The organism is Streptomyces sp. NPDC097640, from assembly GCF_040302705.1.
Lineage (GTDB): Bacteria > Actinomycetota > Actinomycetes > Streptomycetales > Streptomycetaceae > Streptomyces.
Genome location: NZ_JBEOSB010000013.1, coordinates 131,779 through 155,263 on the forward strand (window position 1 = coordinate 131,779; position 23,485 = coordinate 155,263).

At 70.9% G+C, this 23,485-nt stretch carries 18 protein-coding genes; 9 read left to right on the plus strand and 9 right to left on the minus strand.

All coding sequences use genetic code 11. The annotated features are described in order from the left end of the window. Window positions 1–32: 32 nt before the first annotated feature. The 4 genes from ABTY62_RS21810 to ABTY62_RS21825 form a co-directional block, all read right to left on the minus strand. The gene (locus tag ABTY62_RS21810) at window positions 33–695 is read right to left on the minus strand and encodes a DUF4360 domain-containing protein (RefSeq protein ID WP_311724878.1); all 663 of its coding nucleotides are present in this window, start codon (window positions 693–695) and stop codon (window positions 33–35) included. 82 nt (window positions 696–777) lie between these two features. Then, window positions 778–1,425 (minus strand): DUF4360 domain-containing protein, encoded by a 648-nt coding sequence (locus ABTY62_RS21815; protein ID WP_311724879.1) that lies wholly within the window; start codon window positions 1,423–1,425, stop codon window positions 778–780. A 366-nt stretch (window positions 1,426–1,791) separates the two neighbouring features. Then, complete coding sequence (locus ABTY62_RS21820; protein WP_352131192.1) at window positions 1,792–2,397, minus strand: methylated-DNA--[protein]-cysteine S-methyltransferase; 606 nt, start codon at window positions 2,395–2,397, stop codon at window positions 1,792–1,794. A gap of 105 nt (window positions 2,398–2,502) precedes the next feature. Continuing rightward, window positions 2,503–3,423 carry a glycerophosphodiester phosphodiesterase gene (locus ABTY62_RS21825; protein ID WP_352131083.1) on the minus strand — a complete coding sequence of 307 codons (921 nt, stop codon included), beginning with the start codon at window positions 3,421–3,423 and terminating at the stop codon, window positions 2,503–2,505. 205 nt (window positions 3,424–3,628) lie between these two features. Between ABTY62_RS21825 and uvrB the strand changes: the two genes are divergently transcribed. The 4 genes from uvrB to ABTY62_RS21845 all read left to right on the plus strand — a co-directional run bounded on the left by uvrB (window position 3,629) and on the right by ABTY62_RS21845 (window position 9,854). Then, the gene (gene uvrB, locus ABTY62_RS21830) at window positions 3,629–5,782 is read left to right on the plus strand and encodes an excinuclease ABC subunit UvrB (protein WP_352131084.1); all 2,154 of its coding nucleotides are present in this window, start codon (window positions 3,629–3,631) and stop codon (window positions 5,780–5,782) included. A 165-nt stretch (window positions 5,783–5,947) separates the two neighbouring features. Further along, a complete protein-coding gene (locus tag ABTY62_RS21835) occupies window positions 5,948–6,526 on the plus strand; it encodes a TerD family protein (protein WP_311724882.1) in 579 nt (192 codons plus the stop codon). A 122-nt stretch (window positions 6,527–6,648) separates the two neighbouring features. Further along, a complete protein-coding gene (locus ABTY62_RS21840; protein WP_352131085.1) occupies window positions 6,649–8,580 on the plus strand; it encodes a TerD family protein in 1,932 nt (643 codons plus the stop codon). Window positions 8,581–8,843: 263 nt separating this feature from the next. Further along, a complete protein-coding gene (locus ABTY62_RS21845) occupies window positions 8,844–9,854 on the plus strand; it encodes a TerC family protein (RefSeq protein WP_352131086.1) in 1,011 nt (336 codons plus the stop codon). A gap of 86 nt (window positions 9,855–9,940) precedes the next feature. Here ABTY62_RS21845 and ABTY62_RS21850 read toward each other — a convergent pair whose 3' ends face one another. The 3 genes from ABTY62_RS21850 to ABTY62_RS21860 all read right to left on the minus strand — a co-directional run bounded on the left by ABTY62_RS21850 (window position 9,941) and on the right by ABTY62_RS21860 (window position 12,750). Continuing rightward, window positions 9,941–11,242 carry an MFS transporter gene (locus ABTY62_RS21850; protein ID WP_352131193.1) on the minus strand — a complete coding sequence of 434 codons (1,302 nt, stop codon included), beginning with the start codon at window positions 11,240–11,242 and terminating at the stop codon, window positions 9,941–9,943. A gap of 124 nt (window positions 11,243–11,366) precedes the next feature. Continuing rightward, a complete protein-coding gene (locus ABTY62_RS21855) occupies window positions 11,367–12,023 on the minus strand; it encodes an MBL fold metallo-hydrolase (RefSeq protein ID WP_352131087.1) in 657 nt (218 codons plus the stop codon). Window positions 12,024–12,027: 4 nt separating this feature from the next. Then, the gene (locus tag ABTY62_RS21860; protein WP_352131088.1) at window positions 12,028–12,750 is read right to left on the minus strand and encodes a maleylpyruvate isomerase family mycothiol-dependent enzyme; all 723 of its coding nucleotides are present in this window, start codon (window positions 12,748–12,750) and stop codon (window positions 12,028–12,030) included. A gap of 227 nt (window positions 12,751–12,977) precedes the next feature. On the opposite strand from ABTY62_RS21860, the gene uvrA reads away from it, so the two are divergent. Further along, window positions 12,978–15,989, plus strand: a complete 3,012-nt coding sequence (gene uvrA, locus ABTY62_RS21865) for an excinuclease ABC subunit UvrA (protein WP_352131089.1) — start codon at window positions 12,978–12,980, stop codon at window positions 15,987–15,989. Window positions 15,990–16,057: 68 nt separating this feature from the next. Here the strand turns inward: uvrA and ABTY62_RS21870 are convergent, their stop codons facing one another. Together ABTY62_RS21870 and ABTY62_RS21875 are read right to left on the minus strand one after the other, a co-directional pair. Further along, window positions 16,058–17,002: a carbohydrate kinase family protein gene (locus ABTY62_RS21870; RefSeq protein ID WP_352131090.1), complete on the minus strand. Its 945-nt coding sequence runs from the start codon at window positions 17,000–17,002 to the stop codon at window positions 16,058–16,060. 71 nt (window positions 17,003–17,073) lie between these two features. Then, window positions 17,074–18,072: a LacI family DNA-binding transcriptional regulator gene (locus tag ABTY62_RS21875; RefSeq protein ID WP_352131091.1), complete on the minus strand. Its 999-nt coding sequence runs from the start codon at window positions 18,070–18,072 to the stop codon at window positions 17,074–17,076. A 179-nt stretch (window positions 18,073–18,251) separates the two neighbouring features. Between ABTY62_RS21875 and uvrC the strand changes: the two genes are divergently transcribed. From uvrC to whiA, 4 genes are read left to right on the plus strand one after another with little or no spacing between them, the layout of a single operon-like run. Beyond that, entirely contained in the window at window positions 18,252–20,336 is a 2,085-nt protein-coding gene (gene uvrC / locus ABTY62_RS21880) for an excinuclease ABC subunit UvrC (RefSeq protein ID WP_352131092.1), read from the plus strand. Then, window positions 20,333–21,271 carry an RNase adapter RapZ gene (gene rapZ / locus ABTY62_RS21885; RefSeq protein WP_311724891.1) on the plus strand — a complete coding sequence of 313 codons (939 nt, stop codon included), beginning with the start codon at window positions 20,333–20,335 and terminating at the stop codon, window positions 21,269–21,271. The genes uvrC and rapZ overlap by 4 nt, the downstream gene beginning before the upstream one ends. Further along, a complete protein-coding gene (locus ABTY62_RS21890; protein ID WP_352131093.1) occupies window positions 21,268–22,287 on the plus strand; it encodes a gluconeogenesis factor YvcK family protein in 1,020 nt (339 codons plus the stop codon). The genes rapZ and ABTY62_RS21890 overlap by 4 nt, the downstream gene beginning before the upstream one ends. Beyond that, window positions 22,278–23,267 (plus strand): DNA-binding protein WhiA, encoded by a 990-nt coding sequence (gene whiA, locus ABTY62_RS21895; RefSeq protein ID WP_065958444.1) that lies wholly within the window; start codon window positions 22,278–22,280, stop codon window positions 23,265–23,267. The genes ABTY62_RS21890 and whiA overlap by 10 nt, the downstream gene beginning before the upstream one ends. Window positions 23,268–23,485 lie beyond the last annotated feature (218 nt).

Here is a 23,485-nt window from a genome sequence, read left to right on the forward strand (position 1 = left end):
GCGCACGGGGCCCGGAGTCCGGCGGGGGGTGGCTACGCCGGCGGGCACTCCTTCCACGCGAAGTGGTAGGTGGTGCTGACACTGCCGTCCGTCGAGTCCATGGTCATGAAACTCGTCGTGTTGGTCGTGTCCGAGGTGCCGGCGTTGACCCGCAGCTCGGTGTTGATGTTGAAGTTCCGGAGCGCGCCGCAGGGGGCCCACTCCACGGTGGCGATGTCGGAGACATCGGTCGCCTGCCAGTTGTCGTCGAAGACGCCGGTGAACTCATGGGATTTCGCCGCCGTATTCGACGATCCCTGGAAGTAGTACGAGGCCTTCTCGACGCTGGTCGCGCCCTTCTCCAGGTGCGCATAGCCGCGGTAGTCCACGCTGGCGATCGCGTACGTGAAGCCCTGCGGTACATGCACCACAAGGTTGAGCTGGCAGTTCTTTCTGAAGTCGGTCGGTTTGGCGCCCTTGCCCACCTGGGCGAGATAGTCGCTGTAGGTGACGGTGAACGCCGTGTTGTCGGGCGATACGGCCACCGCCGCGGTCCCTGCCGGACAGCCCGAACCGTTGACCGTCGCGACCGTGATCACGATTTTGTCGGGCGGCGGGTCGTCGAACGGCGATTTTGCGGACGCGGGCTGAGAGGAAGCGAGTGCCGTGGCGAACAAAGCCGCGGCCACGCTGCCTGCGAACATTGCACCTGGCATGATTCTCCATTCGATCGTCTGTGGACGACGACGGAAAGCCGGGCAGGCTCCGACGCCGCCCTGGCTGGTGGAGTTTCGCGCCTTACCGGACGGAAGGACATTCCTTCCAGGCGATGTGGTAAATCGTGTTGTTGCTGCCGTCGGTCGAGTCCATGGCCATGAAGCTGGTGCTGCCCGCCGGCGAGGTACCCGCGTTCACCCGCAGCTCGGTGTTGATGTTGAAGTTGCGTTCCACGCCGCAGGGCGCCCAGACCAGGGCGCTGTAATCGGTGGAGTCGCGGGTCTGCCAGTTGTCGCTGTACGGACCGCTGAAGTCATGGGTCCGTGATGTGGTGTCCGCCGAACCCTGGAAGTAATAACTCGCCTTCTCGGTGCCTTTCGCTCCCTTCTCCAGGTAGGCGTAGCCGCGGTAGTCGACGCTGGCGATGGCGTACGTGAAGCCCTGCGGTACGTGGACGCCCAGGTTGAGCTGGCAGTTCTTACGGATGTCGGTCGGGTCGGCACCCGCGCCGACCTGGGCGAGATAGTCGCTGTAGGTCACCGTGAAGGCCGTGTTGTCGCTGGAGACGGCGACGGCGGCGGTCCCTTTGGGGCAGCCCGATCCGTTCACGGTGTTGATGGTGACCTGGATCTTCTCGGTCGGCACATCGGTCACCGACGCGCCTTGCGGGGAAATACCCGATGCGAATAACGCCGCGACCGCGCCGCCGGCGAGCAGGCCAAAAGACATGGTTCTCCCATCGAACGTGGATGAAGCGTGACTGAACCGTGGGGGGTGGAAAGCCCGCGGTGTGGAGCGTGCCGACGTGCGCGTCCCGGCGCGATTTCGTCGGATGTTTGGATGTCCGGATGTCCGGCAGTGGCCGCGGGCATATGTGGTCGTCCGCGGTTCTTCACGGCATATCCGGGGAGGCCTTATCCGCTGTGGGGGGAAGTGCTGTGGGGGGAAAGCGGTCCAGCCTTCAAGAAAGAGCTCGCGGTGCCGTGCTCTCGGGAGCGCTCCAAAGATAGGAGCGAAACGTGTCCACGACAAGACAGGAGGGAGTTTTCCGGAACAAGATATTTCCGGGGCGACGGCCCGGTTCAGTAGACCGGTTCAGAAGAGCGGCTGCGGAAGGATCCCTTCCAGGGCCAGCAGCGTGCGCTTCGTCTCCAGCCCGCCGCCGAAGCCGCCTATGCCGCCGCCGCTCTCGACGACGCGGTGGCAGGCCACCACGACCGGCAGCGGATTGCTGCCCATGGCCACGCCCACGGCCCGGGCGGCGCCCGGATCGCCCACGCGGTCGGCGAGCTCTCCGTAGCCGACGACCGTGCCGAACGGCACGTGGTCGGCGAGCTCGCGCAGGACGCGGCGGTTGAAACCGGCGGTGAGCGACCAGTCCAGGGGGACGGTGAACTCGCGCAGCGAGCCCGCGAAATAGCTCTCCAGCTGGCGCACGGCCGTGCCGAGATGGACGAGGCGTTCCGGCGTGTCCCCGGCGTCGGAACCACGGGCCGGCGAGGGCGTCGGGGCCGCGCCGAGCCGGGCGGTGAGCCGCGAGACGGCCTCGGCCGCCGTCGCCTCGTCGGCGTGGAACACGACCTGGGCCAGACCCTGATCCGTCGCCGCGAGCAGCAGCGGGCCGATAGGGGAGTCCAGCACGCTCCAGCACCACCCGCGTGCCTCGCGCCGCTCCGCCGGCTCATCCCGCTCTCCTGAGATCGTCACGGTTTCAGGGTAGGCGCCGGGTCCGACAGCGCTTCCCGGGCGGGGGCGGGGCCGCGGCGCCCCGCCCCCTGAGCCGCGCGACGGCGGCCGTGAGAGCCGCTACGAGGCCTCCGCCGGGGCGGCCGGCACCTCGTAGCCCGCGTCCTCCAGCGCGTCCCGCACCACGTCCGGCTTGTTGGTGATGATGCCGTTCACGCCCATGCCCGCGATGTCCACCGCCGTCGGCCCGTCGTTCACCGTCCAGGCGTAGACCTCGAACGGCCGGCCGTGCGCGCCTTCCACGTCCTGGACCGCGGCCACGTAATCGGCGTCGATGGTCTTGTAGCTCGGGTTGATCTGGTCGGCGAATTCCGCGTAGGTCGCCAGGTCGCCGAGCGCGGGCGTGCCGAGGAAGCCGGTCTTGATGTCCGGCCGCAGGTCGTGGACCCGCTTCACGGCCTCCCCGCTGAAGCTCTGGACGATCAGCTTGTGCTTGACGTGGCGGCGGTCCAGCCAGCCCTCTCTGCGCAGCTCGCGCAGCGTCTGGCGTTCGATGTCGGGATAGAGCTCGGGGGCCTTGAGCTCCAGGAGGAGTTTCTGGTGGTTGTGTTCCACCCGATCGAGGTACTCCTCGAGGGTCGGTACGCCCTCGCCCGCGAACTCGGTGCTGAACCAGCTGCCCGCGTCCAGCTGCCGGATCTCCTCGCTGGTGAAGTCGGAGACCTTCCAGGGGGCGCGGTCCGGAAAGACCTCCTCGGCGTCCGTGGTCCGGTTCAGCGTGGTGTCGTGCATGACGATCAGCTCGCCGTCCTTGGTGCGCTGGATGTCGTTCTCCACCCAGGTGATGCCGAGGTCGTCGGCCGCGTCGACGGCTGCGAGCGTGTTCTCCGGGGCATAGGCGGAGGCGCCCCGGTGGGCGATGGTGACGGTCTGCTGCGCCTGGTCGTCGGGCTGGTCGGCCTGGGCGACCGCCGGTGAGAGGAAGAGCGTGGACATGCCGATGAGCGCGCCGGTGAGGGCGGCTGTGGGGCGGATGTGCATACGGACTCCTCGCGTCGTCTGGCTCGCGTGACTCGCGGACGGGCAGAGGGTCCCAGTCGTGCCGTCCCGGAGGAAAGGTCGCGGTTGGACAGAGTGAAGCACGGGCCGGCCGGGCGGGCGCCGGGGGCGCGAGCGGGGGTCACCCCTCCTGGCCCCGGGTTCGGCCGGTCGGCCGTTGTCAGTGGCGGGTCGTACGGTGGGTGTCATGCGGCCCGTATCCCAGATCGAACGCAAGGTGGCGCCTTTCGAGGTCGTCAGCCCGTACCAGCCCAGCGGTGACCAGCCGACCGCGATCGCCGACCTGGAGCGGCGCATCCGCGGTGGCGAGCAGGATGTCGTCCTGCTCGGCGCGACCGGCACCGGAAAGTCGGCGACCACCGCGTGGATGATCGAGAAGCTCCAGCGGCCGACGCTCGTCATGGCGCCCAACAAGACCCTTGCCGCCCAGCTCGCCAACGAGTTCCGCGAGCTGCTGCCGAACAACGCGGTCGAGTACTTCGTGTCGTACTACGACTACTATCAGCCAGAGGCGTACGTCCCGCAGTCGGACACCTACATCGAGAAGGACTCCTCGATCAACGAGGAGGTCGAGCGGCTGCGCCACTCCGCGACGAACTCCCTGCTCACCCGGCGTGACGTGATCGTGGTGGCGTCTGTGTCGTGCATCTACGGCCTCGGCACACCGCAGGAGTACGTGGACCGCATGGTGCCGCTGAAGGTCGGCCAGGAGATCGACCGCGACCAGCTGCTGCGCCGCTTCGTCGACATTCAGTACGCGCGCAACGACATGGCGTTCACCCGGGGCACCTTCCGGGTCCGCGGCGACACCATCGAGATCTTCCCGGTCTACGAGGAGCTCGCCGTCCGGATCGAGATGTTCGGCGACGAGATCGAGGCGCTGTCCACGCTCCACCCGCTCACCGGCGAGGTCATCAGCGACGACCAGGAGCTGTATGTGTTCCCGGCGTCCCACTATGTGGCGGGGCCCGAGCGCATGGAGAAGGCCATCGCCGGGATCGAGGCCGAGCTGGAGCAGACCCTGGCCCGGATGGAGAAGCAGGGCAAGCTGCTGGAGGCCCAGCGGCTGCGGATGCGGACGACCTACGACATCGAGATGATGCGCCAGATCGGCACCTGCTCCGGCATCGAGAACTACTCCCTGCACATCGACGGCCGTGAGACCGGATCCCCGCCGCACACCCTGCTGGACTACTTCCCGGAGGACTTCCTCCTGGTCATCGACGAGTCCCATGTCACGGTCCCGCAGATCGGCGCGATGTACGAGGGCGACGCCTCCCGGAAGCGGACGCTGATCGAGCACGGCTTCCGGCTGCCGTCCGCGCTCGACAACCGCCCGCTGAAGTGGGAGGAGTTCCTGGAGCGCACCGGCCAGACGGTCTATCTCTCCGCGACCCCCGGCCCGTACGAGCTCTCGCGCGGCGACGGCTTCGTGGAGCAGATCATCCGCCCGACCGGCCTCGTCGACCCCGAGGTCGTCGTCAAGCCCACCGAGGGGCAGATCGACGACCTGATCCACGAGATCCGTACGCGCACGGAGAAGGACGAGCGCGTCCTGGTCACCACCCTCACCAAGAAGATGGCCGAGGACCTCACCGACTACATGCTCGAGGTGGGCATCCAGGTCCGTTATCTTCACAGCGATGTGGACACCCTGCGCCGCGTGGAGCTGCTGCGCGAGCTGCGCGCGGGCGAGTTCGACGTCCTGGTCGGCATCAACCTGCTGCGCGAGGGCCTGGACCTGCCCGAGGTCTCGCTGGTCGCGATCCTCGACGCCGACAAGGAAGGGTTCCTGCGCTCCGGCACCTCGCTGATCCAGACCATCGGCCGCGCCGCCCGTAACGTCTCCGGCCAGGTGCATATGTACGCCGACAAGGTCACCCCGGCGATGGAGAAGGCCATCGAGGAGACCAACCGGCGCCGGGAGAAGCAGGTCGCCTACAACAAGGCCAACGGGATCGACCCGCAGCCGCTCCGCAAGAAGATCGGCGACATCGTGGCGACCATCGCCCGCGAGGAGATCGACACCAAGGAGCTGCTGGGCTCCGGCTACCGCAAGACCGACGGCGGCAAGGGCGCCAAGGGGCAGGCCAAGGCCCCGGTGCCGGCCCTCGCCGGGCAGAAGGCGGGCAAGGCCGGCAAGGGCGGCGGCAAGGCCGGCAAGGACGGGGCGCTGACGGACCGTCCGGCCGCCGAACTGGCCGAGCTCATCGAGGAGATGACCGACCGGATGCGGGCCGCGGCCGCCGAGCTCCAGTTCGAGGTCGCGGCGCGGCTGCGCGACGAGGTGGGGGAGTTGAAGAAAGAGCTGCGCCAGATGAAGGAGGCCGGGCTCTCCTGACGGCTGCTCCGCTCCGCCACCGGCCGTACCGTCCCGCTGTGTTGCAAGACCGACACAAAAGCCGGTCAGGGCGGATGGCGGCCTTGTTCCAGTGCATAGGGTTCTGACAGGCCGTGCGACCGAACCGGCCGCGGGGATTTCGAGAAACGAGAGTAGGGACAGCACGTGACGGTCAATATGTCCAAGGGTCAGTCCATCAGCCTTCAGAAGGCGGACGGAGGCACCCTGACCGCGGTGCGGATGGGACTTGGCTGGCAGGCGGCCCCGCGCCGCGGGCTGTTCGGCTCCCGTACGCGCGAGATCGACCTTGACGCGTCTGCGGTCCTGTTCGCCGACAAGCAGCCGACGGACGTCGTGTTCTTCCGCCACCTGGTCAGCGACGACGGCTCGGTGCGCCACACCGGCGACAACCTGGTGGGCGGCGCCGGCCAGGGCGGGGACGACGAGGCCATCCTGGTCGACCTTCAGCGGGTGCCGGTGCACATCGACCAGATCATCTTCACGGTGAACTCCTTCACCGGCCAGACCTTCGCCGAGGTGCAGAACGCGTTCTGCCGCCTGGTGGACGAGACCAACGGCCAGGAGCTGGCCCGCTACACCCTCACCGGCGGCGGGCAGTACACCGCGCAGATCATGGCCAAGGTCGAGCGCGCCGGCTCGGGCTGGGCGATGAAGGCCGTGGGCGAGCCGGCCAACGGCCGCACCTTCCAGGACCTGATGCCGCACATCGTGCCGCATCTGTGAGCAGTTGAGCCCATCGGCCCGGTAGGCGCACGCCCGCCGGGCCGATGTGCTCTCCTCGGCACACACCCGACAAGCACCACACACACTTCGCTACAACGAAACACAATGAGGGGGACGCAGCCATGACGGCCGAGCTGGTCCGGGGGCAGAACCACGCACTGCCCCAGACCCGATTGGAAATCCGGGTCTCGGCGGGCCATCCGGTCGTGGCCGGGGCGACGCTCGGCGACGAGCAGGGCACGGTGCGGGGGACCGAGTGGGTCGCGCACCCCGCCGCGCCCCAGCTCCCGGGCATCGACGTGTCCAGGCAGGCCGCGGCGGACCACCGGCTCGCCGTGGACCTCGGCGCGGTGTCCGAGACCGTCCACCGGGTCAATGTGCTGCTGGCCCTGCCGACGGGGGTGGGCGGCCCCACCCGCTTCGGCGCCATGCCCGCGCCGTTCCTCGCCGTCACCGGCCTGGACGGCGCCGAGATCGCCAGCTACACCATCACCGACCTGGACTCGGAGTCCGCGGTGGTCGCCCTGGAGCTGTACCGCAGACAGGGCGCCTGGAAGGTGCGCGCCGTCGGCCAGGGGTACGCGGGCGGGCTGGCCTCGATGCTTCAGGACCAGGGGCTGCCGGAGGCCGTCGAGCTGGCCGCGCGGATCAATGACGCGGTCGCCCGGGGCATGGCCCGCTCGATCGCCCCGCCGCCGCCCCGCCCGGAGGGCGAGGGCCGGGTGCGTACGGCCACGGCCGGCGGCAGCGGCCCGGTGGCCGAGCCCGCCGCCGCGCCGCAGCAGACGCCCGCGGGCGGTTCGGCCGCCTCGGGCGGGCCGGGCTCGGGCGGGCCGGTCAACTACCAGCACCCCGGCCGCCGTACGTCCGCGCCGCCGACGCCCCCGCCGGTCGCCCCGCCCGCCCAGCCGGGACAGCCCGCCCAGCCCGTCGCGGGCGACGCCTCGGGCTGGACGATGGACGAGCGGCTGTACAACCAGGTCTGGGGCATGTTCGAGGACCTGGCCCGTACGGCCGCGGCCTACCGCAGCGCCGTCGACTTCGCCGACTCCCGCATGGAGAAGGAGCTGGACGGGGTGCTCTCCGACCCGCGCACCCGCGTCGGCCCGGTCGCCGACTCGGCCCGCGCGGCGGCCCGCGCCAAGCACACCACCCTGGTCGAGCAGGCCCGCGCGGTCCTGGACCGGGACCTGACCCAGCTCGCCGCGGAGGCCGAGGTGGTCGAGCCCGCGCTGCCCCCGGCGTTCGCCCGCTGGGACAGCCCGGTCTGGCAGGCCTACCAGGTGCCCATGGAGATCCCGATGGCGCTGCGCCTGGGCGAGCTGCACCTCCCGGAGCGCCGGGATCTGCGCATCCCGATGCTGGTCCGGCTGCCGCTGGAGCGGGGGCTGTGGATCGACAGCGGGCGGGACGGACTGTCCGACGCGGCGCTGGTGGACTCCGGCGAGCTGCGCCGGCTGGCCGCGGAGACGGCGGTCGCGCACGCCGCGCGGCTGCTGGCGGTCTACCCGGCGGGTGAGTTTTCGGTGCATGTGATCGACCCGGCCGGCTCGGCCGCGGCATCCCTCGCCCCGCTGCTCAGCTCCGGTGTGCTGAGCGGGCCGCCCGCGTCCGGCGCCCAGGGGGTGAGCGCGACGCTCGCCGCGCTGACGCGCCGGGTCGACCTGGTGCAGATGGCGGTCCGCAGCGGCGCCACGGACGCGCTGCCGCCCGATCTGGACGTCGCCGAACAGCTGCTGATCGTCAATGACTTCCCGCACGGCTTCGACGACCGGGCCGTCACCCAGCTGCGCTATCTCGCCGACGAGGGGCCCGCGGTGGGCGTGCATCTGATGATGGTCGCCGACCGGCAGGAGGCGCAGGCCTACGGCCCGGTGCTGGACCCGCTGTGGCGCTCGCTGCTGCGTGTCACCCCGGTCCCCGACGACCACCTGGCCGACCCCTGGGTGGGGCACGCTTGGACGTACGAGCCGTCGCTGGTGCCGGCCGGCAGCCGGGTGGTGGAGCAGGTGCTGGCCCAGGTGGCGCGGGCCCGGCAGTCCTACGGACGCTGACGACTAATACTTCGTCATTACTTGAGAAAGGGCCGCTGAGCAGGGGATTTACCCATCTCTTTACTCTTCCTTGGTGATTCCTGTACTCTTCTTTACGCGGAGGGGAGTACTCCTATCGCGGCGTTCCCGTCAGTACGGATCGCGTCCGGCGCCCTGGCCGGGCCGGACGTGATCCCGGGGCGTCGGCCCGCGGCGCGAGCCCGGGCGGAAGAGACCTCCGGCAGCGACGACGCTGAAATTGCCGTACGAATGCCGGAGGAACAGTGGACGTTTCCTGGACCCTGTGGGTGCTGACCATCGTGGGTCTGTGCGCCCTCATCGCCGTCGACTTCTTCATAGGCGGCCGCAAACCACACGAGGTCTCGATCAAAGAGGCGGGGATCTGGACCGCCGTCTGGGTCGCCCTCGCCGGGCTGTTTGGGCTCGGTCTGCTGATCTTCGCGGGCGGCCAGCCCTCGGGTGAGTTCTTCGCCGGGTTCATCACCGAGAAGTCGCTGAGCGTCGACAACCTCTTCGTCTTCGTGCTGATCATGGCGAAGTTCGCGGTGCCGACGATCTATCAGCAGCGGGTGCTGATGGTGGGCGTGCTCATCGCGCTCGTGCTGCGGGCGATCTTCATCGGCGCCGGCGCCGCGATCATCTCGAACTTCGCCTGGGTCTTCTACCTCTTCGGAGCCTTCCTCATCTGGACCGCCTGGAAGCTGATCCAGGAGGCCCGCGCCGACGAGGAGGAAGAGGAGTTCGAGGAGAACCGCCTCCTGAAGGCGGTCGAGAAGCGCTTCCCGTCCACCGACAAGTACCACGGCACCAAGCTGTTCATCGTCGAGAACGGCAAGCGCCTGATGACCCCGATGCTCATCGTCATGCTGGCGATCGGCACCACGGACGTCCTGTTCGCGCTCGACTCGATCCCCGCGATCTTCGGCCTCACCCAGGACCCGTACATCGTCTTCACGGCCAACGCCTTCGCGCTGATGGGCCTGCGCCAGCTGTACTTCCTGATCGGCGGGCTGCTGAAGAAGCTGGTCCACCTGTCCTACGGGCTGTCGGTGATCCTCGGCTTCATCGGCGTGAAGCTGGTGCTGCACGCGCTCCACGAGTCCGGTGTCAACGTCCCCGAGATCAGCATCCCGGTCTCGCTCGGGGTCATCTGCTCGGTGCTCGCCATCACCACGGTCACCAGCCTCTACGTTTCCAAGAAGCAGGCCGAGCGGGAGCGGGCGGCCGGCGAGTCGGCCCCGGAGGCCACGGACCGGGACAGCGTGGACGCCTGATCCACCCCACAGGGAGCCGGCGGCCGCACCCGCCGGCTCCCGCCCCGAACTCGCCCCGGGCAGCCCTGACGACCCCGGAGCGGGCCCTAGACCGTCGCCTCCCCGGCCTCCATCGGCCGCGAGAGGCGGCGGTCCGCGCCGTCCGCCGGGCGGGTCTCCGGCAGCAGTGCGAAGCAGCCCAGGCTGAGCAGCGCGATGCCCGTCAGATACGCGGCGACGCCCCACGGCGGACCGTCGCCGCGCGACAGGGCCGTCGCCACCAGCGGGGTGAGCCCGCCGCCGAGCACGCCCCCGAGGTTGTAGCCGAGCGCCGCGCCCGTGCAGCGCACCCGCGGCTCGTACAGCTCCGGCAGATAGGCCGCCGTGACGGCGAGCATCGCGATGAAGGCCAGCAGCGCGCCCAGGAAGCCGAGGAACATCAGCGGCACCCGGCCGGTGTGCAACAGCGCCACCATCGGGAACATCCACAGCACCGTGGCGGTGCAGCCCGCCAGGCACATGGTCCGCCGCCCGAGGCGGTCGCCGAGATGCGCCGCCAGGGGCGTCAGCGCGCCCAGGACCGCCACGGCGGCCATGACACAGCCGAGCATGACCGTGCGGTCCACCCCCAGCCGCTCCGTGCCGTACACGAGCGACCAGGTCGTCACGGTGTAGAACACGGCGTAGCCCACCGCGAGCCCGCCCGCCGTGAGCAGCACCAGCCGCCAGTGGTGGCGCACCACCTCGGCGAGCGGCGCCGCGGCGCGCTCATCGCGTTCGGCCAGCTCCTGGAACCGCGGCGACTCCGCGAGCTGGGCGCGCAGCAGCAGCCCGGCCGCCACCAGCAGGCCGGCCGCCCAGAACGGCACCCGCCAGCCCCAGGACCGGAAGCTGTCCTCGCTCAGCGTCGCCGACAGGGTCAGCATCACGCCGTTGGCCAGCAGGAAGCCGACGGACGGGCCGATCTGCGGGAAGCCCGCCCACAGCCCGCGCCGCCGCTCGGGCGCGTGCTCGACGGTCAGCAGCACCGCGCCGCCCCACTCGCCGCCGAGCCCGAGGCCCTGGAGGAAGCGCAGCACGAGCAGCAGCACGGGGGCCGCGACGCCGATCGAGTCGTAGCTGGGCACAAAGCCGACCGCGACCGTCGCGACGCCGGTGAGCAGCAGCGACAGGATGAGAACCGGCCGTCTGCCGTACCGGTCGCCGAGCGGGCCGAAGAGCGCCGACCCCAGGGGCCGGGAGAGAAAGCCGACGGCGAAGGTGCCGAAGGCGGCGAGGGTCCCGGCGAGCGGGGAGACGTTGGGGAAGAAGAGCGGGCCGAGGACGAGGGCGGCCGCGGTGCCGTAGACGAAGAAGTCGTAGAACTCGATGGCGGTGCCGACCAGGGACGCGGCGGCGAGCCGGACCATCGACGGGGAGCGGTCGTCGTGCATGAAGCGCCAACCGCCGCCGCGCGCCCCCGGTTACGGGGCGTGCGGCGCGGGGAAGAGCGCGCGGCGTGCGGGCCCGGCGCGCGCTCCTCTCACACGTCGCTCACCAGCCGCGTTCGCGCCACTCGCCCAGGTGCGGGCGCTCGGCGCCGAGGGTGGTGTCGTCGCCGTGGCCGGGGTACACCCAGGTCTCGTCCGGCAGCCGGTCGAAGAGCTTGGTCTCCACGTCGTCGATGAGGCTCTCGAACGCCTTCGCGTCCTTCCAGGTGTTGCCGACCCCGCCCGGGAAGAGGCAGTCGCCGGTGAACACGTGCGGGTGGCCGTGCGGGTCGTCGTAGACCAGGGCGATGGAGCCCGGGGTGTGGCCGACCAGATGGCGGGCGGTGAGCTCGACCCGGCCGACGCGCACCGTGTCGCCGTCCTCGACGGGCACATCGGTGGGGACGGGGATGCCCTCGGCGTCGTAGCGGCCCGCGTAGGTGCGGGCACCGGTGACCTCCACCACCTCGCGCAGCGCGCCCCAGTGGTCCTGGTGGCGGTGGGTGGTGACGACGGAGGCGATACCGCTGCTCCCGATGAGCGTCAGCAGGGTGTGCGGCTCGGCCGCGGCGTCGATCAGCAGCTGCTCGTCGGTGGCCCGGCAGCGCAGCAGATAGGCGTTGTTGTTCATCGGGCCGACGGCGACCTTCGAGATCATGAGATCGGTCAGCTCGTGCACGTCCGCCGGTCCGCCGACCTTCACCGCTCCGCTGTAAGTCATGGCCTCAGCCTAGTGGCGGCAGGACCGGCAGGGGCCCGTCGGGGCAGGACAGCCCGGCCCCGTCCGTGCGGCCGGTGAGCCAGCCCAACAGGGCGGCGGCGGAGCCCTCGACGGTGACTGGCGGCTCTCCACCCGCGCGGCCGGTGTGCCGGACCCGGCCGCCCTCGCCGGACACCAGCCGCAGCGGGGGGACACCGGGCTGTCCGGCGAATCTCACCTCGGTGAGGAAGTCCAGCGCGTGCTCGACGAACGCGGCGGGCAGGTCCGCCAGGGTGTAGCCGACCCCGAGATCCACATGGTGCAGCTCGACCTCGAACAGCCTGCGGAAGGGCAGCCGGCCGGCCGGCTCGAGGACGCCGCGCCGCATGGTGACCTCGTACGACCGGCGGCCGGCGGGGAGCGCCGCGGCCGCCGCGTAGAGGCGGAAGGCGCTGGTGCGCAGGTCGTCGAGGTGGACCGGCAGCGGGCGGCCCGCCGCGTCCCCGATGGCGCTGTCGCGTGCGTCCTCGCTCTCGTACATGGGGGTCGGCTCTCCGGTGCGCGCCCATGTGAGGAGGTTCACCATAGCGTCCGCGTTGCGCGCCAGATGCGCCAGCACGTGGCCGCGGGTCCAGCCGGGGAGCAGCGAGGGCTCGCCGACGGCGCTCTCCTCCAGCCGGGACACCGAGCTCATGAGGCGGTCGGTCGCGCCCCGCACCGCGGCGGCGTCACGTGCGTAGTCGGTCATGTTCCGACGGTAGTGCTCACCACACGTTCGGGTGAAGCTGTTGGACTCTGGCCGCAATTCGAATGTGCGTGCTATAGGCTCATGTGCTGCATCCTTAAAGACATCGCCGCAGCGCCCCCTACCCTGGGTCGGGGGGCTTCGCCTCGCTCCGGCTCTGCGTCCTGGCAGAGCCCCATGGCAGCGGGGCCCGCGGACCCCCACCTCTCTCAAGAAAGGTGCCGACCGGCGTGGCCGACCGTCTCATCGTCCGTGGCGCTCGCGAGCACAACCTCAAGAACGTCTCGCTCGACCTTCCTCGCGACTCCCTCATCGTCTTCACCGGGCTCTCCGGGTCGGGCAAGTCGTCCCTCGCGTTCGACACGATCTTCGCGGAGGGGCAGCGCCGCTACGTCGAGTCGCTCTCCTCGTACGCCCGCCAGTTCCTGGGGCAGATGGACAAGCCCGACGTGGACTTCATCGAGGGCCTGTCCCCGGCGGTGTCCATCGACCAGAAGTCCACCTCGCGGAACCCCCGCTCCACGGTCGGCACCATCACGGAGGTCTATGACTACCTCCGGCTGCTGTTCGCCAGGATCGGCAAGCCGCACTGCCCCGAGTGCGGCCGCCCGATCTCCCGCCAGTCGCCGCAGGCGATCGTCGACAAGGTGCTGGAGCTGTCCGAGGGCAGCCGCTTCCAGGTGCTGTCCCCGCTGGTGCGCGAGCGCAAGGGGGAGTTCGTCGACCTCTTCGCCGACCTCCAGACCAAGGGCTACAGCCGGGCGCGGGTGGACGGCACGACCATCCAGCTGACCGACCCGCCGAAGCTGAAGAAGCAGGAGAAGCACACCATCGAGGTGGTCATCGACCGCCTGACCGTCAAGGAAAGCGCGAAGCGGCGGCTGACCGACTCCGTGGAGACCGCCCTCGGCCTCTCCGGCGGCATGGTGATCCTGGACTTCGTCGACCTCGACGAGGACGACCCGCAGCGCGAGCGGATGTTCTCCGAGCACCTCTACTGCCCGTACGACGACCTGTCCTTCGAAGAGCTGGAGCCGCGCTCCTTCTCGTTCAACTCGCCCTTCGGCGCCTGCCCGGAGTGCACCGGCATCGGCACCCGCATGGAGGTCGACCCCGAGCTGATCATCCCGGACGAGGAGAAGTCGCTCGACGAGGGCGCCATCCACCCCTGGTCCCACGGTCACACCAAGGACTACTTCGCCCGGCTCTACGGCGGGCTGGCCGACGCGCTCGGCTTCCGTACGGACATCCCCTGGGCCGGGCTCCCGCAGCGCGCCAAGAAGGCGCTGCTCTACGGGCACAAGACGCAGATCGAGGTCCGCTACCGCAACCGCTACGGGCGGGAGCGCGCCTATGTCACGGCCTTCGAGGGGGCGGTGCCCTTCGTCAGGCGGCGGTACACGGAGGCGGAGAGCGACTCCAGCCGTGAGCGCTTCGAGGGCTATATGCGCGAGGTGCCCTGCCCCACCTGTGAGGGCACCCGGCTCAAGCCGCTCATCCTGGCGGTCACCGTGGAGGGCCGCTCCATCGCGGAGGTCTCCGCGATGTCGATCAGCGAGTGCGCCGAGTTCCTGCGCGACATGAAGCTGAGCGCCCGCGACAAGACCATCGCCCAGCGGGTGCTCAAGGAGGTCAACGAGCGGCTGCGGTTCCTGGTCGACGTCGGCCTGGACTATCTCTCGCTCAACCGCGCGGCGGGCACGCTCTCGGGCGGCGAGGCGCAGCGCATCCGGCTGGCCACCCAGATCGGCTCCGGCCTGGTGGGCGTGTTGTACGTGCTGGACGAGCCGTCGATCGGGCTGCACCAGCGCGACAACCACCGGCTGATCGAGACGCTGGTGCGGCTGCGCGACCTGGGCAACACCCTGATCGTCGTCGAGCACGACGAGGACACCATCAAGACCTCGGACTGGGTGGTGGACATCGGCCCGGGCGCGGGCGAGCACGGCGGCAAGGTGGTCCACAGCGGGCCGCTCAAGGAGCTGCTGGCCAACGAGGACTCGATGACCGGGCAGTATCTGGCCGGGAAGAGGGCCATCGAGCTGCCGGGGATGCGCCGGCCCATGGACCCCGGGCGGCAGCTGACGGTCCACGGCGCCCGGGAGAACAACCTCCAGGACATCGATGTGTCCTTCCCGCTCGGTGTGCTCACCGCCGTCACCGGCGTCTCCGGATCGGGCAAGTCGACCCTGGTCAACGACATCCTGTACACCCACCTGGCGCGCGAGCTGAACGGGGCGCGGGCCGTCCCGGGCCGGCACACCCGGGTCGCCGGCGACGACCTCGTCGACAAGGTGGTCCATGTCGACCAGTCGCCCATCGGCCGCACCCCGCGCTCCAACCCGGCGACGTACACGGGCGTCTTCGACCATGTGCGCAAGCTGTTCGCGGAGACGATGGAGGCCAAGGTCCGCGGATACCAGCCCGGGCGGTTCTCCTTCAACGTCAAGGGCGGCCGCTGCGAGAACTGCTCCGGCGACGGCACCATCAAGATCGAGATGAACTTCCTGCCGGATGTGTATGTGCCGTGCGAGGTCTGCCACGGCGCGCGCTACAACCGGGAGACCCTGGAGGTGCACTACAAGGGCAAGTCCATCGCCGAGGTGCTGGACATGCCCATCGAGGAGGCGCTCGACTTCTTCGAGGCGGTGCCGACGATCTCCCGCCATCTGCGCACGCTCAACGAGGTCGGGCTCGGCTACGTCCGGCTCGGGCAGCCCGCGCCGACCCTCTCCGGCGGTGAGGCGCAGCGCGTCAAGCTCGCGAGCGAGCTCCAGAAGCGGTCGACGGGGCGCACGGTCTATGTCCTGGACGAGCCCACGACCGGGCTGCACTTCGAGGACATCAGCAAGCTGATCAAGGTGCTGTCCGGGCTGGTCGACAAGGGAAACACCGTGATCGTCATCGAGCACAACCTCGATGTGATCAAGACGGCGGACTGGGTCGTGGACATGGGCCCGGAGGGCGGCAGCGGCGGCGGTCTGGTCGTCGCCGAGGGCACCCCCGAGCAGGTGGCCTCGGTCCCGGCCAGCCACACCGGCAAGTTCCTCAGGGAGATGCTGGGGGATCTGGTGAGCGACGCGGTGGCGCCGCCGGTCGGGCGGAAGACCGCGAAGAAGGCCCCCGCGAAGGCTCCGGCCAAGAAGACGGCGGCCAAGAAGACGGCCGCCGCGAAGACCGTCGCAACGAAGACCGCCGTCAAGAAGGCGACGGTCCCCGGGCGGCGCGCGGCCACGAAGTAGCGCCCGGCGGTGTGTGCCGCGCTCCGCCGGGCGCGGCACACACCGGACCCCGGCGGGGGTCCCTCGGCTCAGAGCTCGGCCGCGTAGGGCGGCTGTGCGCCCGCACGGGAGCAGGTGACGGCGGCCGCCCGCGCGGCGAAGCCGAGCACATCCCGCCAGGCGGCCTCGTCCAGCTTCGCCACCGCCTCCGCCGTCAGCGCCTGGTGCGCCGCCAGACGGTGCAGCAGCGCGGCGTTCACCGTGTCGCCCGCCCCGATGGTGTCCACGACATCGACCCGTACGCCGGGGACCGAGCAGTCGGCCCCGCCCCGGGTGATGACGCTGATGCCGTTCCCGCCGTGGGTGAGGACCACGGCCGCCGGGCCCGCCGCCAGCCACTCCCGGACGGCCGCCGCCGGGTCCCCGGGGCCGGCCAGCCATGCGGCGTCCTCCAGGGACAGCTTGAGCAGGCCGACGTATGGCAGCCAGCCGAGGAACCGGGCGCGGTAGGCGTCGGCGTCCGGGATCAGACCGGTGCGGATGTTCGGGTCGAGCGCGGTGAAGACGCCCCGCGCCGCCTCCCGCCGCAGCAGCGCCTCGTACGCGCTCGCGCCCGGCTCCAGCACCAGCGAACAGGTGCCGAAGGACACGGCCGTGACCGAGTCGGGAAGGGCCTCGGGCAGCTCGAAGAGACGGTCCGCGGTGCCCTCGACATAGAAGCTGTAGCCCGCCGAGCCGTCTGCGGCTATCGACGCGACCGCCAGTGTGGTCGGCTCCGCGCCGCGCTGCACCAGCGCGGTGTCCACACCGTCGTCGCGCAGCCCCGCCATCAGGGACTCGCCGAAGCCGTCCGTCGAGATCCGGGAGCAGAAGGCGGTCGGCGAGCCCAGCCGGCCCAGCGCCACCGCCGTGTTGTACGGGCCGCCGCCGCGCTGGGGCAGCAGCGCAGGCAGGGCCGGGTCCACCGCGGGGCCGGCCGCTGCCGGGCGGTCGGGCACCAGATCGATCAGGGCTTCTCCGGCGACGACGATCATGAGGCGATTCCTCACGTTGTGGGTGGGTTGGGTTCCGGGGCCGTTGGGGTCTCAGGTCCTGTCCGGGCGCTTCATGCCGGACACCCGCACGACGTGCGGTGGACGAAGGCGCAGGGCAGCCGGACGGTCCGCGGCGGCCGGGCGGGGTCCGCCAGCCGGTCGAGCAGCAGGGTGACCGCGGTGGCGCCGATCTGCCGGCTGGGCTGCGAGATCGCGGTGAGCCGCGGCGAGAACACATCGGCCCAGGAGAAGTCGTCGAAGCAGACCAGCGCGATGTCGTCGGGCACGCCGAGGCCCGCCTCGCGCAGGGCGCGCAGCGCGCCGATGGTCATCGCGTTGTTGGCGGTGACGATCGCGGTGGGCCGCGGGGACGCCGCCAGCAGCCGGTGGGTGGCGTCCCGGGCGCCGTCCGCCTCGGAGTCGCCGCCGACCAGCAGCTCGGGGGCGAACGGCAGCCCCCGCCGGAGCAGCCCGGCGCGGTAGCCGGCGATCCGCTCGTCGGTGGTGCTCAGCCCGTGGGCGCCCGCGACCAGGCCGATGCGGGTGTGGCCGAGGTCGGCGAGGTGGAGGACGAGCTGCTCGACGTGGAAGGCGTTCTCCGCGCCCACCTGGTCGTGGCCGTCGCCGACCAGCCGGTCGAGGAAGACGGCGGGGACCCGGTGGCGGGTCAGATAGTCGATCATCGCGCCGGGCTCGGCGGAGGCGGCGACGATCACTCCGTCCACCCGCCGCTCGTGGAGGAGGCGGACGGCCTCGCGCTCGCGCCCGGGGTCGTCGTGCGGGTCGGCGATGAGCAGCCCGTAGCCGTGCTCCAGGGCGCCGGCCTCGACGCCCTGGAGGATCTCGGTGAAGTACGGATTGCTGATCGCCGAGACCGCCAGGCCGATCGAGCGGGTGCGCGCGGTGACCAGGGAGCGCGCGAGGGTGTTGTGGGTGTAGCCCAGGGCGTCGATGGCGTCGAGCACCGCCTGGCGGGTGCCCGGGAGCACCGGGCGGGTCTCGTTGAGCACGTGAGAAACGGTGGCCACAGACACGCCCGCGCGCCGGGCCACATCAGCCATGGTCGCCATGGAGCAGGAACGTACCGCATCGAACGCCGCGCGTAAACGCTTACGCAAGCGTTTACGCGCTTCCCGTCGCGGACCGTGAACTCCGCCGGGGCCTCGGGCGGGGCCGAGGGCGGAAAGCCGCCGCCGGGCGGCGGCCCGATCGCTCCGGAGTGTCACTCCCCGCCAGTAGGGTGGTGACCATGGCCGACCCGAGCAGCTACCGCCCCAAGCCGGGACAGATCCCCGAGTCGCCGGGGGTCTACAAGTTCCGAGACGAGCACGGCCGGGTGATCTACGTAGGAAAGGCGAAGAGCCTGCGCCCGCGGCTCTCCTCCTACTTCCAGGACCTGGCGAACCTCCACCCGCGCACCCGCACCATGGTCACCACCGCCGCCTCCGTCGAGTGGACCATGGTGAGCACGGAGGTCGAGGCGCTGCAGCTCGAGTACTCCTGGATCAAGGAGTTCGACCCCCGGTTCAACGTCAAATACCGCGACGACAAGAGCTATCCGTCCCTCGCCGTCACGCTCAACGAGGAATTCCCCCGGGTCCAGGTCATGCGCGGCCCCAAGAAGAAGGGCGTGCGCTACTTCGGCCCGTACGGCCACGCCTGGGCCATCCGTGAGACGGTCGACCTGATGCTGCGGGTGTTCCCGGTGCGCACCTGCTCGGCCGGGGTGTTCAAGCGCTCCGCCCAGATCGGCCGCCCCTGCCTGCTCGGTTATATCGGCAAGTGCTCCGCCCCCTGCGTGGGCCGGGTGACCGCCGAGGAACACCGGCGGCTGGCCGAGGAGTTCTGCGACTTCATGGCCGGGCGCACCGGCACCTATCTGCGCCGCCTCGAGGAGCGGATGCAGGAGGCCGCCGAGGAGATGGAGTACGAGAAGGCGGCCCGGCTCCGTGACGACATCGGGGCGCTCAGGCGCGCCATGGAGAAGAACGCCGTCGTCCTCGCCGACGCCACCGACGCCGACCTGATCGCGATCGCCGAGGACGAGCTGGAGGCCGCCGTCCAGATCTTCCATGTGCGCGGCGGCCGGGTCCGCGGCCAGCGTGGCTGGGTCACCGACAAGGTGGAGGCCGTCGACACCGCCGGGCTGGTCGAGCACGCGCTCCAGCAGCTCTACGGGGAGGAGAAGGGCGACGCGGTCCCCAAGGAGGTCCTGGTCCCCGCCCTGCCGGAGCCCGCCGAGCCGGTCGCCCAGTGGCTGAGCGACCGCCGCGGCTCCCGGGTCGATCTGCGTATCCCGCAGCGCGGCGACAAGAAGGACCTGATGGCGACCGTCGCGCGCAACGCCCAGCAGGCGCTCGCGCTGCACAAGACCAAGCGCGCCTCCGACCTGACCACGCGCTCGCGCGCCCTGGAGGAGATCGCCGAGGCCCTGGAGCTGGACTCCGCCCCGCTGCGCATCGAGTGCTTCGACATCTCCCACCTCCAGGGCGAGGACGTGGTGGCGTCCATGGTGGTCTTCGAGGACGGCCTGGCGCGCAAGAGCGAGTACCGCCGCTTCCAGATCAAGAGCTTCGCGGGCCAGGACGACGTCCGCGCCATGCACGAGGTGGTCGGCCGCCGGTTCCGCCGCTATCTCCAGGAGAAGACGGACACCGGCGAGTGGGGCCCGGCGCCCGAAGGCGACGCGGCGCCCAACGGACACTCCGTGGAGTCGGAGGAGTCCGCGGAGTCCGGGGAGTCCGCGGAGTTCGCCGCCCCCGCCGGGCCCATCGACGAGAGCGGCAGGCCGAAGCGGTTCGCCTACCCGCCGCAGCTCGTCGTCGTGGACGGCGGCCGGCCGCAGGTCGCCGCCGCCCAGCGGGCGCTGGACGAGCTGGGGATCGACGACGTGGCCGTCTGCGGCCTCGCCAAGCGGCTGGAGGAGGTCTGGCTGCCCGGCGAGGAGGACCCGGTGGTGCTGCCCCGCAGCAGCGAGGGGCTCTACCTGCTCCAGCGGGTGCGCGACGAGGCCCACCGCTTCGCCATCACCTACCAGCGCGGCAAGCGGGCCAAGTCCATGAAGGCCGGCCCGCTGGACACCGTGCCCGGGCTCGGCGAAAGCCGGCGGCAGGCCCTCCTGAAGCACTTCGGCTCGCTCAAGCGGCTGCGCGCCGCCACCGTCGAGCAGATATGCGAGGTGCCGGGGGTGGGCCGCAAGACGGCCGAGACGGTCGCCGCCGCCCTCGCCATGGCGGCCCCGGCCGCCCCGGCGGTGAACACCGCCACAGGAGAGATCATTGAGGACGAGGCCGCGAGCGCGGTGTCGTCAGCGACGCGGGGGACGGACAGATGAACGAACACGAGAATCATGGAGACGGAGCGCAGGTGAATACGGGCACCCCGGGAGACACTGCCGCCGAGGCGGCGGCCATCCCCGAGCTGGTGATCATCTCCGGCATGTCGGGCGCGGGCCGCAGCACCGCCGCCAAGTGTCTGGAGGACCTCGGCTGGTTCGTCGTGGACAACCTGCCGCCCGCGCTGATCCCCACCATGGTGGACCTCGGCGCCCGCTCCCAGGGCAATGTGGCCCGTATCGCGGTGGTCGTCGACGTCCGCGGCCGCCGCTTCTTCGACAATCTGCGCGAGTCCCTGGCGGACCTGGCCGCCAAGAACGTCAAGCGCCGCGTCCTGTTCCTGGAGGCCTCCGACGACGCCCTGGTGCGCCGCTTCGAGTCGGTGCGCCGCCCGCACCCGCTCCAGGGCGACGGCCGGATCGTGGACGGCATCGCGGCCGAGCGGGACCTGCTGCGCGAGCTGCGCGGCGACGCCGACCTGGTGATCGACACCTCCAGCCTCAATGTGCACGAGCTGCGCGCCAAGATGGACGCCCAGTTCGCCGGCGAGGAGGAGCCGGAGCTGCGCGCCACCGTCATGTCCTTCGGCTACAAGTACGGCCTGCCGGTCGACGCCGACCTGGTGGTGGACTGCCGCTTCCTGCCGAACCCGCACTGGGTCCCGGAGCTGCGCCCCTTCACCGGCCTCAACGAGGAGGTCGCCGGCTATGTCTTCAACCAGCCCGGCGCCAAGGAGTTCCTCGACCGCTACGCCGAGCTGCTCCAGCTCATCGCGACGGGCTACCGCCGCGAGGGCAAGCGCTATGTGACCATCGCCGTCGGCTGCACCGGGGGCAAGCACCGCAGCGTCGCGATGTCCGAGCGGCTCGCCGCCCGACTCGCCGCCGAGGGAGTCGAAACCGTCATCGTCCACCGTGACATGGGGCGCGAGTGACGATCAGGACCAGACGGCTGCGGCGGCTGGTCGGATCCCGTACCAGCAGAGGAGCGCAGCCCAAGGTGGTCGCGCTCGGCGGCGGGATGGGGCTGTCCGCCTCGCTCGCCGCCCTGCGCCGGATCACCGGCGATCTGACCGCCGTCGTCACCGTCGCCGACGACGGGGGCTCCAGCGGGCGGCTGCGCGACGAGCTGGACGTGCTGCCGCCCGGCGATCTGCGCAAGGCGCTGGCCGCGCTGTGCGGCGACGACGACTGGGGCCAGACCTGGGCCCGGGTCATCCAGCACCGCTTCATCAGCGAGGGCGAGCTGCACGGCCACGCGGTCGGCAATCTGCTGATCGTCGCCCTCTGGGAGCAGCTGGGCGACCACGTCAAGGCGCTGGACCTGGTCGGCAAGCTGCTGGGCGCGCACGGCCGGGTGCTGCCCATGTCGGCGGTCCCGCTGGAGCTCCAGGCGTTCGTCCGCGGCCATGACCCGGGCAGCCCGGACGAGGTGACCACGGTCCGCGGGCAGGCCACCGTCGCGCTCACCCCCGGCGAGGTGCAGTCGGTCCACCTGGTGCCGCATGACCCGCCGGCCGTCCCCGAGGCCGTCGAGGCGGTCCTTGACGCCGACTGGGTGGTTCTGGGCCCCGGCTCCTGGTTCTCCTCCGTGATCCCGCATCTGCTGGTCCCCGAGCTGCTGGAGGCGCTCACCGAGACCAAGGCCCGAAGGGTCCTGTCGCTGAACCTGGCCCCCCAGCCCGGTGAAACCGACGGCTTCTCCCCGCAGCGTCATTTGGAGGTTTTGGCCCGACACGCCCCTAAACTCGCCTTCGACGTGGTGCTGGCCGACCAGGCCGCCGTCCCCGACCAGGGCAGTCTGTGCGACGCCGCGAAGCGGCTGGGCGGCACGGTCGAGCTGGCGCCGGTGGCCAGGCCCGACGGCTCCCCGAAGCACGACCCGGAGCTTCTGGCGGCCGCGTACGACCGTATTTTTCGGATGCATGGAAGGATCGGCCCATGGCGATGACGGCAGCGGTGAAGGACGAAATCTCCCGGCTCCCCGTCACCCGCACCTGCTGCCGGAAAGCGGAGGTCTCGGCGATCCTGCGGTTCGCGGGCGGGCTGCACCTGGTCAGCGGGCGCATCGTGATCGAGGCTGAGCTGGATACGGGCATCGCGGCCCGAAGAGTGCGCAAAGACATCCTGGAGATCTTCGGGCACTCCTCCGACCTGGTGGTGATGGCCCCCGGCGGGCTGCGCCGCGGCAGCCGCTACGTGGTGCGGGTGGTGGCGGGCGGTGATCAGCTGGCCCGGCAGACCGGGCTGGTCGACGGTCGCGGCCGGCCGATCCGCGGGCTGCCGCCGCAGGTCGTCTCGGGTGCCACCTGTGACGCCGAGGCCGCCTGGCGGGGGGCCTTCCTCGCCCACGGCTCGCTCACCGAGCCCGGCCGCTCCTCCTCGCTGGAGGTGACCTGCCCCGGCCCCGAGGCCGCGCTCGCGCTGGTCGGCGCCGCGCGCCGGCTCCAGATCGCCGCCAAGGCGCGGGAGGTGCGCGGTGTTGACCGCGTTGTCGTCCGTGACGGTGACGCCATCGGCGCGCTGTTGACGCGGCTCGGCGCCCATGAGTCGGTGCTCGCGTGGGAGGAGCGGCGGATGCGCCGCGAGGTCCGCGCCACCGCCAACCGGCTCGCCAACTTCGACGACGCCAACCTGCGCCGCTCGGCCCGCGCCGCCGTCGCCGCAGGGGCCCGGGTGCAGCGCGCGCTGGAGATCCTGGGCGAAGAGGTGCCCGAGCACCTGGCCGCGGCCGGCCGGCTGCGCATGGAGCACAAGCAGGCCTCCCTGGAGGAGCTGGGCGCGCTCGCCGACCCGCCGCTGACCAAGGACGCGGTCGCGGGCCGCATCCGCCGCCTGCTGGCCATGGCGGACAAGCGCGCCCAGGACCTGGGGATCCCCGGCACCGAGTCCAGCCTGACCGAGGAGATGGCCGAGGGTATGGTCGGCTGACCACCCCGGCCGGGCGGACCGACCGCCCGTACGACAGACCTCTCGCGCCCCCGGCTTCCACCGCGAAGCCGGGGGCGTCCCGTTGCCCTTCAAGCCATATGTGGCTTGTGGCGCAATTGCGCTGCGTGCGCTGCGGCGTTGACCAGCTGTGACGGAAAGTGCCTCATAGGCGAACCGAAGCCGGCGGTCCGTACCACTTTTCAGTGGACGTGGGCCGC

What these genes read in the sequence shown, in the direction of transcription:
- ABTY62_RS21810 (WP_311724878.1), bottom strand. Translation starts at nt 695, where the DNA reads ATGCCAGGTGCAATGTTCGCAGGCAGCGTGGCCGCGGCTTTGTTCGCC.
- ABTY62_RS21850 (WP_352131193.1), bottom strand. Translation starts at nt 11,242, where the DNA reads ATGGTCCGGCTCGCCGCCGCGTCCCTGGTCGGCACCGCCATCGAGTTC.
- ABTY62_RS21860 (WP_352131088.1), bottom strand. Translation starts at nt 12,750, where the DNA reads ATGACCGACTACGCACGTGACGCCGCCGCGGTGCGGGGCGCGACCGAC.
- whiA (WP_065958444.1), top strand. Translation starts at nt 22,278, where the DNA reads ATGGCGATGACGGCAGCGGTGAAGGACGAAATCTCCCGGCTCCCCGTC.
- ABTY62_RS21875 (WP_352131091.1), bottom strand. Translation starts at nt 18,072, where the DNA reads ATGGCGACCATGGCTGATGTGGCCCGGCGCGCGGGCGTGTCTGTGGCC.
- uvrC (WP_352131092.1), top strand. Translation starts at nt 18,252, where the DNA reads ATGGCCGACCCGAGCAGCTACCGCCCCAAGCCGGGACAGATCCCCGAG.
- ABTY62_RS21840 (WP_352131085.1), top strand. Translation starts at nt 6,649, where the DNA reads ATGACGGCCGAGCTGGTCCGGGGGCAGAACCACGCACTGCCCCAGACC.
- rapZ (WP_311724891.1), top strand. Translation starts at nt 20,333, where the DNA reads ATGAACGAACACGAGAATCATGGAGACGGAGCGCAGGTGAATACGGGC.
- ABTY62_RS21825 (WP_352131083.1), bottom strand. Translation starts at nt 3,423, where the DNA reads ATGCACATCCGCCCCACAGCCGCCCTCACCGGCGCGCTCATCGGCATG.
- ABTY62_RS21870 (WP_352131090.1), bottom strand. Translation starts at nt 17,002, where the DNA reads ATGATCGTCGTCGCCGGAGAAGCCCTGATCGATCTGGTGCCCGACCGC.
- ABTY62_RS21815 (WP_311724879.1), bottom strand. Translation starts at nt 1,425, where the DNA reads ATGTCTTTTGGCCTGCTCGCCGGCGGCGCGGTCGCGGCGTTATTCGCA.
- ABTY62_RS21855 (WP_352131087.1), bottom strand. Translation starts at nt 12,023, where the DNA reads ATGACTTACAGCGGAGCGGTGAAGGTCGGCGGACCGGCGGACGTGCAC.
- uvrB (WP_352131084.1), top strand. Translation starts at nt 3,629, where the DNA reads ATGCGGCCCGTATCCCAGATCGAACGCAAGGTGGCGCCTTTCGAGGTC.